Origin of the sequence: Burkholderia sp. AU17457 (assembly GCF_002223255.1) — a bacterium.
In the GTDB taxonomy this organism is placed as follows: domain Bacteria; phylum Pseudomonadota; class Gammaproteobacteria; order Burkholderiales; family Burkholderiaceae; genus Burkholderia; species Burkholderia sola.
Genome location: NZ_NKFB01000001.1, coordinates 83,436 through 97,013, shown reverse-complemented (window position 1 = coordinate 97,013; position 13,578 = coordinate 83,436). Strand labels below are relative to the sequence as shown.

The window sequence follows — 13,578 nt, the reverse complement described above, 5'->3', positions numbered from 1 at the left end:
CCGGCATACAAGTCATTGCTGACTTATTGCTCCGGCCGGCACACGCCGGCTTGCGACTCACTCAAGCCGTTACTGGATCTTCTTGGCCTTTTCGAAGGCTTCGTCGATCGTGCCGACCATGTAGAACGCCTGTTCCGGCAGGTGGTCGCACTCGCCGTCGACGATCATCTTGAAGCCACGGATCGTTTCCTTCAGCGGCACGTACTTGCCCGGCGAGCCCGTGAACACTTCTGCGACGTGGAACGGCTGCGACAGGAAACGCTGGATCTTACGCGCACGTGCGACCGACAGCTTGTCTTCCGGCGACAGTTCGTCCATGCCCAGAATCGCGATGATGTCGCGCAGTTCCTTGTAGCGCTGCAGCGTCTGCTGAACGCGACGGGTGATCGAGTAGTGCTCTTCACCGATCACGTTCGGGTCGATCTGGCGCGACGTCGAGTCGAGCGGGTCGACCGCCGGGTAGATACCCAGCGAAGCGATGTCACGCGACAGAACGACGGTTGCGTCCAGGTGGCCGAAGGTGGTCGCCGGCGACGGGTCGGTCAAGTCGTCCGCAGGGACGTACACGGCCTGGACCGACGTAATCGAGCCCTTCTTGGTCGACGTGATGCGCTCTTGCAGCTTGCCCATTTCTTCAGCCAGCGTCGGCTGATAGCCCACTGCCGACGGCATACGGCCGAGCAGTGCCGACACTTCGGTACCGGCCAGCGTGAAACGGTAGATGTTGTCGACGAAGAACAGCACGTCGAGGCCTTCGTCACGGAAGTGCTCGGCCATCGTCAGGCCGGTCAGCGCGACGCGCAGACGGTTGCCCGGCGGCTCGTTCATCTGGCCGTACACCAGCGCGACCTTGTCGAGAACGTTCGAGTCCTTCATTTCGTGGTAGAAGTCGTTCCCTTCACGGGTACGCTCGCCCACGCCCGCGAACACGGAGTAACCGCCGTGTTCCTTCGCGATGTTGTTGATGAGCTCCATCATGTTGACGGTCTTGCCCACGCCGGCACCGCCGAACAGGCCAACCTTGCCGCCCTTCGCGAACGGGCAGATCAGGTCGATGACCTTGATACCCGTTTCGAGCAGTTCGGTCGACGGCGACAGTTCGTCGAACGCCGGTGCCTTCTGGTGGATCGAGCGCGTATGTTCGCTTTCGATCGGGCCGGCTTCGTCGATCGGACGGCCGAGCACGTCCATGATTCGGCCGAGGGTCGGCTTGCCGACCGGCACCGAAATCGGCTTTGCCGTGTTCTTCACGGTCAGGCCGCGGCGCAGGCCGTCGGATGCACCCAGACAAATGGTACGGACCACGCCGTCGCCCAGCTGTTGCTGGACTTCGAGCGTCAGTTCCGAGCCATCGAGAATGAGCGCGTCGTAGATCTTCGGCATGCTGTCGCGCGGGAATTCCACGTCGATAACGGCGCCGATGCACTGTACGATCTTGCCTTCTACCAAAGCAGCAGTACTCATCGCTTTTCCTTTAAATACCTGATTCTTTACTCGCGCAAAGGCGCAGTTGTCGTCCCGGGCGCGCGCTTAAACAGCGGCTGCGCCGCCGACGATCTCCGACAGTTCTTTCGTGATCGCGGCCTGACGGCTCTTGTTGTATACGAGCTGCAGTTCGCTGATCACCGTCTTCGCGTTGTCGGACGCGGCCTTCATCGCGACCATGCGCGCCGATTGCTCGGACGCCATGTTTTCCGCGACGGCCTGATACACCAGCGCCTCGACGTAACGCACGAGCAGTTCGTCGACGACTGCCTGCGCGTCCGGCTCGTAGATGTAGTCCCACGACGTCGCCGGCGTACCGTCATCGGCTTCGAAGTGTTCCGACGACAGCGGCAGCAGCTGCTCGATCACGGCTTCCTGCTTCATCGTGTTGACGAAGCGCGTGTAAGCGATATAAACCGCCGACAGCTTGCCTTCCGAGTACAGATCGAGCTGCGTCTTCACGGCGCCGATCAGCTTGTCCAGGTGCGGGGTGTCGCCGAGGTGCACGACCTGCGACATCACCTTCGCGCCGAAGCGGTTCAGGAACCCGAGACCCTTGCCGCCGATCGCGGTGGCTTCGACCTTCTGGCCCTTCTCTTCCAGCTCCTTGAACTTCTGCACCGTCGCACGCAGCACGTTGGTGTTCAGACCACCGCACAGACCCTTGTCCGTCGTGACGAGGATGATGCCGGCCGTCTGCGCGCCGTCGTTCGCCACCATGAACGGGTGGCGGTACTCCGGGTTCGCACGGCTCATGTGCGCGGCGATGGCACGGACCTTGTCTGCATACGGACGAGCGGCGCGCATGCGTTCCTGCGCGCGACGCATCTTCGATGCAGCGACCATCTCCATCGCCTTCGTGATCTTGCGCGTGTTCTGCACGCTCTTGATCTTGCCGCGAATTTCCTTCATTCCAGCCATAGCTTGCTCCTTTGCGCCCCGAGTTAGCGCTTTCGCGCTTACTCGGGGCTCATGCATCGCTCACCGAAGCGGCGCGGGCACATCAGCCCCCGCGCGGCCTCGGTGTGTCACTCGCGGATCAATAGGCACCGGACTTCTTGAAGGATTCGATCGCCGCGCGCAGCGCGCCTTCGTCGTCCTTCGAGAGATCCTTGGTGTCTTCGATGCGCTTGATGAGGTCAGCGTGGCTGGTCTTCAGGTTGTCGCGCAGGCCCTTCTCGAACGACAGCACTTGCTTGACGTCGAGATCGTCGAGGTAGCCGTTGTTCGCGGCGTACAGCGACACGGCCAGTTCCCAGACCTGCAGCGGCTGGTACTGCGGCTGCTTCAGCAGTTCCGTCACGCGGCGGCCGCGCTCGAGCTGCTTGCGGGTCGCTTCGTCGAGGTCCGATGCGAACTGCGCGAACGCGGCCAGTTCACGGTACTGCGCGAGGTCGGTACGGATACCGCCCGACAGCTTCTTCACGACCTTCGTCTGAGCGGCGCCACCGACGCGCGACACCGACACGCCGGCGTTGATTGCCGGGCGGATGCCTGCGTTGAACAGGTCGGTTTCCAGGAAGATCTGGCCGTCGGTAATCGAGATCACGTTCGTCGGAACGAACGCGGTCACGTCGCCTGCCTGCGTTTCGATGACCGGCAGCGCCGTCAGCGAGCCGCTCTTGCCCTTCACTTCGCCGTTCGTGAACTTCTCGACGTACTCTTCCGACACGCGAGCCGCACGCTCGAGCAGACGCGAGTGCAGATAGAACACGTCGCCCGGGTATGCTTCACGGCCCGGCGGGCGGCGCAGCAGCAGCGAGATCTGACGGTATGCCCAAGCCTGCTTGGTCAAGTCGTCATAGATGATCAGCGCGTCTTGGCCGCGGTCGCGGAAGTATTCGCCCATCGTGCAGCCGGCGTACGGAGCGAGGTACTGCATCGCTGCCGAATCCGAAGCCGAAGCGGCGACGACGATCGTGTATTCCATCGCGCCCGTTTCTTCGAGCTTGCGAACCACGTTCATGATCGACGAAGCCTTCTGGCCGATCGCGACGTAGATACAGATCAGGTCCTTGCCCTTCTGGTTGATGATCGCATCGAGCGCCACCGCGGTCTTGCCGCACTGACGGTCGCCGATGATCAGCTCACGCTGGCCACGGCCGATCGGCACCATCGCGTCGATCGACTTGATGCCCGTCTGCACCGGCTGCGACACCGACTTACGCCAGATCACGCCCGGGGCGATCTTTTCGATCGCGTCGGTCAGCTTCGCGTTGACCGGGCCCTTGCCGTCGATCGGGTTGCCGAGCGCATCGACCACGCGGCCGACGAGTTCCGGACCAACCGGGACTTCGAGAATGCGGCCCGTCGTCTTGACGATGTCGCCTTCCGAGATGTGTTCGTATTCGCCGAGAATCACCGCGCCGACCGAGTCGCGCTCGAGGTTCAGCGCGAGGCCGAACGTGTTGCCCGGAAACTCGAGCATTTCGCCCTGCATCACGTCCGACAGGCCGTGGATACGCACGATACCGTCGGTCACGGAGATCACGGTGCCCTGGTTGCGAACGTCTGCGCTCGCTTCAAGGCCCTGGATCCGGCTCTTGATCAGCTCGCTGATCTCAGAGGGATTGAGTTGCATTATTCGCTCCTGATAGTCAATTCTGTTGCGTGCCGGCGTGGCGCTCAGGCGGTCAAGGCAGCCTGCATCGATGCGAGGCGCGCGCGAACCGAGGTGTCGAGCACTTCGTCGCCGACCGTCACGCGCACGCCGCCGATCAGCGACGAATCGACTTCGACCGTCGGCTTCAGCTTGCGCTTGAACTTGCGTTCGAGGCCCGAGACGAGGCTTTCGAGATCCGCGCCGTTCAGCGGGAACGCGCTCACGATCTCGGCGTCGGCTGCACCTTCACGTTCGTTCTTGAGCGCCTCGAACTGCTCGGCGATTTCCGGCAGCAGCGCGATGCGATGATTGTCGACCAGCATCTGCACGAAGTTCTTCGCTTCGGCGCCGGCCGCGACCGGCGACTTCACCGCAGCAAGCAGCAACTCGGCTACTTGCGTGCGCGTCACCTTCGGGCTCGACGCGACCGACAGCACTTCCGGCAGACGCGCAACCTGGGCCAGCTCTTGCACGAGCGTGGACCAGGCGGCGATGTCACCGCCCTCGGCCACGCGGAACAGCGCTTCTGCGTAAGGGCGGGCGATGGTTGCAAGTTCGGCCATGATCAGAGCTCGGCTTTCAGTTGATTCAGCAGTTGGGCGTGGGCCGTTTGATCGACTTCGCGCTTCAGGATCTGCTCGGCGCCCTTCACGGCCAGCGCGGCGACTTCGCCACGCAGCGCTTCGCGCGCCTTCACGATTTGCTGTTCTGCTTCCGCCTTCGCCTGGGCGACGATGCGGGCGGCTTCAGCCTGGGCGTTGGCCTTGATTTCCTCGGCGACCGCCTGGGCACGCTTTTCAGCGTCGGCGATGCGCTGCTGGCCGTCGTTGCGGGCCTGCGCGAGTTCCTGGTCCACGCGCTTGTGCGCTGCGTCGAGTTCCGCCTTGCCCTTCTCCGCGGCGGCGAGGCCGTCGGCGATCTTCTTCGAACGTTCGTCGAGGGCGTTGATCAACGGCGGCCACACGAATTTCATCGTGAACCACGCGAGGACCAGGAACACGACCATTTGCGCAAACAGAGTTGCGTTGAGATTCACGGTGTTTCCTTATCTGCTATTCCGGAAAAATGAAACGGTAAGGCGCTCATCGAGTTGCATTCGATCAGCGCCCCAAGTCTCCGTTCCGCCCTGCGCCGGCTCACGCCGGACGCATATTTCCGAGGAACCTTAGCCTGCGAGCTTCGACAGGAGCGGGTTCGCGAACGCGAACAGCATTGCGACACCAACGCCGATCAGGAATGCAGCGTCGATCAGACCAGCCAGCAGGAACATCTTCGTTTGCAGCGGGTTGATGAGTTCCGGCTGACGTGCGCAGGCTTCGATGTACTTGCCACCCATCAGCGCGATACCGATACAGGCGCCGATTGCACCCAGGCCGATGATGATGCCGATACCGATGGCGGTCAGACCCTGGATGTTGGCGATGTAAGCTTGCATGATCACTCCTTTGTGAAAAGACTTGGAACTGAGATTTAAAAAACTAAAACGAAGACTCTTTGTTGCACGTCGCGCTTAGTGCGTGTCGTGCGCCTGGCCGAGATACACCAGCGTCAGCATCATGAAAATGAATGCCTGCAACAGAACAATCAGGATGTGGAAGATTGCCCAGACGCTACCCGCGATCACATGACCAACGAAGCCGAGGAACGTTGCGTCGCCACCGAAGCTCCACATGCTGCCGAGCAGGGCGATCAACAGGAACAACAGCTCACCCGCGTACATGTTGCCGAACAGCCGCATGCCGAGCGAAACGGTCTTTGCAACGTATTCGACGATGTTGAGCGCGAGGTTCGGGATCCACAGCGCCGGGTGGCCGCCGAACGGGGCCGACAGCAGCTCATGCGCAAAGCCGCCCGCGCCCTTGATCTTGATGCTGTAGTAGATCATCAGGACGAACACGCCGAGCGCGATGCCGAGCGTGCCGTTCAGGTCGGCCGTCGGGACGATGCGATGGTGGGAAATCACGTCCGACAGACCGAGCAGGCCGATCACGCGGCCCGGCAGGTCGACCGGGAGGAAGTCGAGGGAGTTCATCAGCGCGACCCACACGAACACCGTGAGGGCGAGCGGCGCGATGAAGGTGCGATTGCCGTGGACGATGGCCTTCGACTGGTCTTCGACCATTTCGACGAGCATTTCGATCGCGCACTGGAAACGGCCCGGCACGCCCGACGTCGCCTTGCGGGCGGCCAGACGCAGCAGGACGATCGTCACGATGCCGCAAACGATCGACCAGAACAGCGTGTCGAGATTCCAGACGTGGATGTCGAAAATCGACGTCTGATGCGAGGTGGAGAAATTCTGCAAGTGGTGCGCAATGTACTCGGACGGATCCGGACCGCGCGTGCCTTCGCTAGCTGCCATATCGTTAATGCCACCCAAATTGTCGAAAATCGTTTTGCCCCGTTCCGCAACACGCTATTGCGGGAACGGGCCGGTGCGGTTCGTTGTCGAAACCGCACGCTGCTTGTTCCTTACCGCCAGGCCAGCGCGATCCAGTACGTCTTCAGCACGACGAGGTACGTGACGAGGAACGGCACCCAGTGCACGCCGGCCCAGCCGAACGCCACCGCGGTGAACATCCCGATCGTCAGAGCGAGTTTCAGGGCTTCGCCCATCACCCAGCTCATCACGGTGGCCGAGCCACCTGCCTTCAGTCGCGCCACGAATACCGCACTGGGCACCCAGCCGATCGCTCCGCCCAGAAACGCGGATTGCGCAGCGGCGCCCGGCGACTTCGAAAACAGCCACCACGCCAGCGTTGCAACCAGGGACAGGACCACTTGCGCGAACACCACCTTGTAGGGGGTCACGCGCGAGGGCTTGCTCACGTTCGGGCCGAACAGCCTTTCGGCCTCGGCCCGCGTCAGCGGAACGATGTTGTTATCTTGCTGCTCGACATCCCAGTCATCGTCGGATTCACGCCGCTCGCCGGCCGCCGAAGCGGTGCGTTGCGTGCGCTGATCATCGTGCCTGTCGTCCGGCGCCTGACCCGCCATCGCAATCTTCCGCTGAAATCCTTGAACCCGACCCCAAGCTTTCTGAAAGCTTTCAGGGGTGCCTAGCTAACAAATCCGGGCGATTGTAAGCGATAGTTGCAAGTGATTCAAGGCTTTAGACGCGACAAAAACCTGCGTAAAACGACGCCTCATGATGTGAAAAAACGCCCGATTCGACGACGTACGATGACAGTTGTAAGGTCGAGTTCTTGCAGCGGTATTTCTTGCGCGAAAAAGTCCGGCGACGGGGCAAATGGCGGGGAAACGATGCCCGAGGCGGGCCAGGAGGACGCGCACGATCGACGCCGGGAATTCGGTGCAATGCCGCAATCGGGAACGACTCGGCGCGACGCTCCGGAACAAGCACCGCGCGGCGACCGGATCACCGCACGCGACGCGCGAAATTCGACCGGATGTTCGCGCATCGATTCATCCAATCAGTTGTCGCGCCGCCACAGACGTTCGACTGTGGATGACAACACTTGTCCACAACGGTCGATCACCACGGACGCTGTGCGCCCCGCACCGCACCCGAACGGCACGCCTGTGCCGCATGCACCGGCCTCGCTCAACCGTGCATGAGCAGCCACGCGCCGAGCGCCGCGCTCACCAGCGCGAACGGAATCGAAACGACGTGGAACGGCAGCCACATGCGCGGCTCCTTCGCGAGACGCACCGCGATCAGGTTCGCGAGCGAACCGATCGCGAAACCGAAGCCGCCGACCGACACGCCGAAGGCAAGCGCGCGCCAGTCGTGCGTGAATTCCGACAGCAGGATCGCGGCCGGCACATTGCTGATCACCTGTGACAGCACGGCGCCGGCGGCATAGACGCGCAGCGGCGAATCGATCTGCGCGTGCGCGATCGCGTCGTGCACGACGGGCAGCGCAGCCGCGCTGCGCAACACGACGAACATCAGCACGAAGATCAGCAGCAGCAGCCAGTCGATCTTCAGGACTGCGTCGCGTTTGACGGCGAGCAGCACGATCGCGACTCCGACGAGGCCCGGCAGCGGATGATGCGCATCGGCGAGCAGCACGAACGCGGCGAACAGCACCGCCGCGATCAGCGCGTGCATGCGTTGTACGGGAAAGGCCGCCGCGTCGCCGGACAGGTCCAGCGGCTTCGCGCGGAACATCACCGCGGTCAGCGCCAGCAACAGCGCCATCAGCGCGACGGCGAGCGGTCCGAGCGTGACGACGAAGCGGCCGAACGACACGCCGCTCAATTGCCACAGGAAAAGATTCTGCGGATTGCCGAGCGGTGTCGCGACGGACCCCGCATTGACGGCCAGCGCGACGACGATCACGAGCCGCCGGAACGGCAGCGGCGTCAGCGCGCGCAGCGACACCATCAACGGCACGACGACGAACAGCGCGACGTCGTTGGTGAGCCACATCGACAACACCGCGGCGAAGCCGACAAGCAGCATCGCGAGCCCGCGCTCGGAATGCACATGATGCACGATGCGATGCGCGAGCCACATCAGGCAGCCAGACAGCTCGAGCGCCTTCGTCAACATCAGCAAGCCCGCGAGCGTCGCGACCGTCTGCCAGTCGACGCGTTCGGCGAGGACCGAAAATGGTTGCGGACGCACCCATTGCAGCACGATCAGCCCAAGTGCGAGCACCGCCAGTACCGGTTCCTGCGCAAGCCAGCCGAGCCACCGGCGCGGCGCCGGTGCGCCCGTTTCCTGCATACCTGCCCCGTTATTCTTCTGTTGCGACGTTACCGCGCAATCGCGCGAGAATGCCCTCGAGCGCATCGAGGTTGCCGAAGTCGATCAGCACCTGCCCTCGCCCGCGGCGGCCGAGCTTGATCTTCACCGTCGACGCGAGCAGGTCGGACAACTCCTCCTCGAGGCGACGCGTATCGCGACCGCCATCGTCCTTCGCACGCGCCTTCACGGCCGGCGCTTCCTTCGTCGTGTGTGCGACGAGCTTCTCGGTCTCGCGCACCGACATGCGCTTGTTGACCACCTGGTGCGCGAGCGCGATCTGCGTGGCCGCATCGACGGCGAGCAGCGCGCGTGCGTGCCCCATGTCGAGATCGCCGGCCAGCAGCATCGTCTGCACCGGCGACGCGAGGTTCAGCAGGCGCAGCAGGTTCGACACCGCACTGCGCGAGCGTCCGACCGATTCGGCGGCCTGTTCGTGCGTGAAACCGAACTCGTCGAGCAGGCGCTGGATGCCATGCGCCTCTTCAAGCGGATTCAGGTCCTCGCGCTGGATGTTCTCGATCAGCGCCATCGCGGCGGCGGCCTGATCGGATACGTCCTTCACCAGCACGGGTACTTCATTGAGGCCGGCCAGGCGCGCCGCGCGGAACCGCCGCTCGCCCGCGATGATCTCGTATTTGTCTGATGAAATGGGCCGTACCAGGATCGGCTGCATCACGCCCTGCGCGCGAATGCTTGCCGCAAGCTCCTGCAGGCTGCCCTCGTCCATCCGCGTACGCGGCTGGTACTTGCCGGCTTGCAGCTTGCCGAGCGCGAGCGTGTTCGGTGCGCCTTCGATCTTCACCGCTTCGGTGATATCGGCACTGCCGCCGAGCAGCGCTTCGAGGCCACGTCCCAAGCCCTTCTTCTTTGGTACCGCGTTCATGTCTTTCTTCCTCGCTTCGCTCATGTCCGGATCACGACACCTCGAACGCGCGCACGCGTTCGATCATCTCGGCACCGAACTGGATATACGCCTGCGCGCCACGCGAGCTGCGATCGAACACCACGCCCGGCAACCCGTAACTCGGCGCTTCCGCCAGGCGCACGTTGCGCGGAATCACCGCGTCGAACACCTTGTCGCCGAAGTGCGCTTTCAGTTGATCAGAAACTTGCTGCTGCAGCGTGATGCGCGGATCGAACATCACGCGCAGCAAGCCGATGATCTTCAGGTCGCGGTTCATGTTCGCGTGAACCTGCTTGATCGTGTTGACGAGATCCGACAACCCTTCCAGTGCGAAGTACTCGCACTGCATCGGGATCACGACGCCATGCGCCGCGCACAGGCCGTTCAGCGTCAGCAGCGACAGCGTCGGCGGGCAATCGATCAGCACGAAATCATAGTCGTCGGCCACGTGCTCGAGCGCGGCCTTCAGCCGGCGCTCGCGGTTGTCGATACTGATCAGTTCGATCTCGGCGCCGGACAGCTCGCGGTTCGCAGGAAGCACGTCGTACGTGACGCCTTCCGGACGCACACGCGCGTCGGTGACCGACACGCCGTCGACCAGCACTTCGTACACGGTTGCTTCGCAGGCGGCCTTGTCGATCCCGCTGCCCATCGTCGCGTTGCCCTGAGGGTCGAGATCGATCAACAGGACTCGTTGCTCCTGCGCTGCAAGGCTTGCGGCGAGATTGACCGATGTCGTCGTCTTGCCGACGCCCCCCTTCTGGTTCGCAACGCAGAAGATCTTTGCCATCGTTGGTGTGTTCCCTTTACCTTCAAACAAACGGCGCGCTACCGCGCGCCTTCAATTCGCGTCGTCGACGGCCACTTCGAACAGATGCCGCTCCGCATCGAGCATCGGCACCGCCAGCCGGATCGTCTGCTTCACGCGGCTGCCTTCCGGCAACCGTGCAATCTCGTCGTCCGGGTGAACGCCCTTCATTGCCCAGATCGATCCGCCTGGCGCGACCAGATGTCGAGCAAGTTTAACGAAGTCGGACAGGTCCGCGAAAGCGCGCGATACGATCATGTCGAATTTTTCCGGCACGTCGACACTCGGCTGCAGCGATTCGACCCGGCCGGTAACGACCGACAGGTTCGCGAGCTTCAGCTCCGCGCGCGTCTGCGTCTGGAACGCCGATTTCTTCTGCACGATGTCGTTCAGCGTGACCTGCCAGCCCGGCTCGACGATCGCCAGCACGATACCGGGCAGCCCGCCGCCCGAGCCGACGTCGAGCACACGCGCGGACGCACGGCCGCGCAGATGCGGAACGATGGAAAGCGAATCGAGGATGTGCTGGATCAGCATCTGCTTCGGATCGCGGATCGCAGTCAGGTTGTAGACCGCGTTCCACTTGCCGAGCAGCGCGACATAGTCGAGCAGCTGGTTGCGTTGCGTATCCGTCAGCGTGAGGTCGAGTGCCGCCGTACCTTCGACGAGCATCTGTTCCAGTACGTCCCGATTAACCGCCGGCGCGCGACGCGCCGTCATTGTTGCGTCGGGACGGTGTCGTCCCCCTGCTCCGCGGCCGTAGCGGCCTCTGCAGCCGTGCCGCTACGGCGGCCCAGGCCGCGACGCTTCAGGTGCACCATCAGCAACGAGATTGCCGCCGGCGTGACGCCCGAGATGCGGGACGCCTGCCCGATCGTTTCCGGCCGGAACTCGTTGAGCTTCTGGCTCACCTCGAACGACAGACCGCGAACCTCCCGGTAATCGATACCGTCCGGCAGGCGCGTGTTCTCGTTCGCATCGTTGCGCTCGATCTCCGATGCCTGGCGCTCGATATAGCCCTGATACTTGATGCCGATCTCGACCTGCTCCTTGATCTGCTCGAGCAGCACCGGATCGTCGGTCAACGGCTCCGCAGGGCCGCACTCGCCACCCTTCAGCCCGCACACGCCGTCGTAGCTCACACCGGGGCGGCGCAGCAGCTCGGCGAGGCTGTACTCGTGCTCGATCGCCTTGCCGAGCAGCGCGGCTGCCTCCTCGGCAGGCAGCGTCTTCGGCGTAACCCACGTGGACTTCAGGCGTTCGGTTTCACGTGAAACAGCGTCGCGCTTCCGGCTGAAGGCGTCCCAACGTGCATCGTCCACCAGCCCAAGCTCGCGGCCGATTTCGGTCAGGCGCATGTCGGCATTGTCTTCGCGCAGGCTCAGGCGATACTCGGCCCGGCTCGTGAACATCCGGTACGGCTCCGCCACGCCGCGCGTGACGAGATCGTCGACCAGCACGCCCAGATACGCCTGGTCACGACGCGGGCACCACGCATCCTTTTCCTGCACGTAGCGGCCCGCATTAAGGCCGGCCAGCAGACCCTGCGCCGCCGCTTCTTCGTAGCCGGTCGTCCCGTTGATCTGACCCGCAAAGAACAGTCCGTTGATCGCCTTCGTCTCGAGCGACGCCTTCAGTGCACGCGGGTCGAAGTAGTCGTACTCGATCGCGTAACCGGGGCGCAGGATGTGCGCGTTTTCGAGGCCGCGCATCGAATGCACGAGCTCCAGTTGAACATCGAATGGCAAGCTCGTCGAGATCCCGTTCGGGTAGAACTCATTGGTCGTCAGCCCTTCCGGTTCTAGGAAGATCTGGTGCGATTCCTTCGATGCGAACCGGTGGATCTTGTCCTCGATCGACGGGCAATAGCGCGGCCCGACGCCTTCGATCACGCCTGTATACATCGGCGAACGGTCGAGACCGCCGCGAATGATGTCGTGCGTGCGCTCGTTCGTATGCGTAACCCAGCACGGCAGTTGCTGCGGATGCTGCTGCGCGCGGCCCAGAAACGAGAACACGGGAATCGGATCGAGGTCGCCCGGCTGCTCGTCGAGCTTCGAGAAGTCGATCGTGCGGCCGTCGATACGCGGCGGCGTACCGGTCTTCAGCCGGCCCTGCGGCAGCTTCAGTTCCTTCAGGCGCGACGACAGCGACACGGCCGCCGGATCGCCCGCGCGACCGCCCGTATAGTTGTTCAGGCCGACGTGGATCTTGCCGTCGAGGAACGTTCCGGCCGTCAGCACGACTGCACGGGCGCGGAAGCGGATACCGATTTGCGTGACGGCGCCAACCACGCGGTCGCCTTCGACCATCAGATCGTCGACGGCCTGCTGGAACAGCCACAGGTTCGGCTGGTTTTCGAGCCGGTGGCGGATCGCGGCCTTGTACAGGATGCGATCGGCCTGTGCACGCGTCGCGCGCACGGCCGGCCCCTTCGACGAATTGAGGATCCGGAACTGAATACCGCTTTCATCCGTCGCGGCGGCCATTGCACCGCCCAGCGCGTCGACTTCCTTGACCAGATGGCCCTTGCCAATGCCGCCGATCGACGGATTGCAGCTCATCTGCCCAAGCGTTTCGATGTTGTGGGTCAGCAGCAGTGTCTTTGCGCCCATACGGGCGGACGCCAGCGCGGCTTCCGTGCCGGCATGGCCGCCACCGACGACGATGACGTCAAATTCTGTGGGAAAAAGCATGGTGGATTCCGTACGCGGAGCTGCGCACGAACCTATCTGAGAAATGTATGGGCCGAATTATAGCGGGTTCGCTTTTCGCCCGAAGGCCGTCCGAATGGTAGGGCCTGTGCATTTCGGCGATTTTTTAGTCGGGAACACGCAAATTTGCCGTCGCAGGTCCGGTTCAGCGTGGCCGATGAACGATTCAACGCACATCGTCGAGCCTGTGCAAAGCATGTGTGCCCCAGCCGAACCGCCCAATGTCTGTGGACCGGCCCCGCACTCCGGACCCGAGACCCGGTGCCATCCACACAGCATTTCCGTCGATTGTCCCGGCACTTGTCCACTGAAGTGCGGCGCACCGTCGACCAGTGGAACCCGTCTGCG

13 protein-coding genes are annotated in these 13,578 nt (G+C 63.2%); all 13 read right to left on the bottom strand.

The window, feature by feature from the left end; genetic code table 11:
• Positions 1-69 precede the first annotated feature (69 nt).
• The 13 genes from atpD to mnmG all read right to left on the bottom strand — a co-directional run bounded on the left by atpD (position 70) and on the right by mnmG (position 13,212).
• Positions 70-1,464: a F0F1 ATP synthase subunit beta gene (gene atpD / locus CFB49_RS00485; protein WP_034188169.1), complete on the bottom strand. Its 1,395-nt coding sequence runs from the start codon at positions 1,462-1,464 to the stop codon at positions 70-72.
• Positions 1,465-1,530: 66 nt separating this feature from the next.
• Positions 1,531-2,406: a F0F1 ATP synthase subunit gamma gene (gene atpG, locus CFB49_RS00480; protein ID WP_034209645.1), complete on the bottom strand. Its 876-nt coding sequence runs from the start codon at positions 2,404-2,406 to the stop codon at positions 1,531-1,533.
• Between the two features lie 118 nt (positions 2,407-2,524).
• Positions 2,525-4,066 (bottom strand): F0F1 ATP synthase subunit alpha, encoded by a 1,542-nt coding sequence (gene atpA / locus CFB49_RS00475; RefSeq protein ID WP_006756467.1) that lies wholly within the window; start codon positions 4,064-4,066, stop codon positions 2,525-2,527.
• 44 nt (positions 4,067-4,110) lie between these two features.
• The gene (locus CFB49_RS00470; RefSeq protein ID WP_014895498.1) at positions 4,111-4,650 is read right to left on the bottom strand and encodes a F0F1 ATP synthase subunit delta; all 540 of its coding nucleotides are present in this window, start codon (positions 4,648-4,650) and stop codon (positions 4,111-4,113) included.
• 2 nt (positions 4,651-4,652) lie between these two features.
• Complete coding sequence (locus CFB49_RS00465; RefSeq protein ID WP_006477283.1) at positions 4,653-5,123, bottom strand: F0F1 ATP synthase subunit B; 471 nt, start codon at positions 5,121-5,123, stop codon at positions 4,653-4,655.
• A gap of 129 nt (positions 5,124-5,252) precedes the next feature.
• Entirely contained in the window at positions 5,253-5,522 is a 270-nt protein-coding gene (gene atpE, locus CFB49_RS00460; protein WP_006482730.1) for a F0F1 ATP synthase subunit C, read from the bottom strand.
• Between the two features lie 75 nt (positions 5,523-5,597).
• A complete protein-coding gene (gene atpB / locus CFB49_RS00455; protein WP_006477281.1) occupies positions 5,598-6,449 on the bottom strand; it encodes a F0F1 ATP synthase subunit A in 852 nt (283 codons plus the stop codon).
• A 110-nt stretch (positions 6,450-6,559) separates the two neighbouring features.
• Entirely contained in the window at positions 6,560-7,084 is a 525-nt protein-coding gene (locus CFB49_RS00450; RefSeq protein WP_050015828.1) for an ATP synthase subunit I, read from the bottom strand.
• A gap of 568 nt (positions 7,085-7,652) precedes the next feature.
• A complete protein-coding gene (locus tag CFB49_RS00440; protein ID WP_089490521.1) occupies positions 7,653-8,783 on the bottom strand; it encodes an SLC13 family permease in 1,131 nt (376 codons plus the stop codon).
• Positions 8,784-8,793: 10 nt separating this feature from the next.
• Positions 8,794-9,687 (bottom strand): ParB/RepB/Spo0J family partition protein, encoded by an 894-nt coding sequence (locus CFB49_RS00435; RefSeq protein WP_089490578.1) that lies wholly within the window; start codon positions 9,685-9,687, stop codon positions 8,794-8,796.
• A 31-nt stretch (positions 9,688-9,718) separates the two neighbouring features.
• Positions 9,719-10,498 (bottom strand): ParA family protein, encoded by a 780-nt coding sequence (locus CFB49_RS00430; RefSeq protein ID WP_050015824.1) that lies wholly within the window; start codon positions 10,496-10,498, stop codon positions 9,719-9,721.
• Between the two features lie 51 nt (positions 10,499-10,549).
• On the bottom strand, positions 10,550-11,236 hold the full coding sequence (gene rsmG / locus CFB49_RS00425; RefSeq protein WP_089490520.1) for a 16S rRNA (guanine(527)-N(7))-methyltransferase RsmG: 687 nt from the start codon (positions 11,234-11,236) through the stop codon (positions 10,550-10,552).
• Positions 11,233-13,212, bottom strand: a complete 1,980-nt coding sequence (gene mnmG, locus CFB49_RS00420) for a tRNA uridine-5-carboxymethylaminomethyl(34) synthesis enzyme MnmG (RefSeq protein WP_089490519.1) — start codon at positions 13,210-13,212, stop codon at positions 11,233-11,235. The genes rsmG and mnmG overlap by 4 nt, the downstream gene beginning before the upstream one ends.
• Between the last annotated feature and the right edge of the window lie 366 nt (positions 13,213-13,578).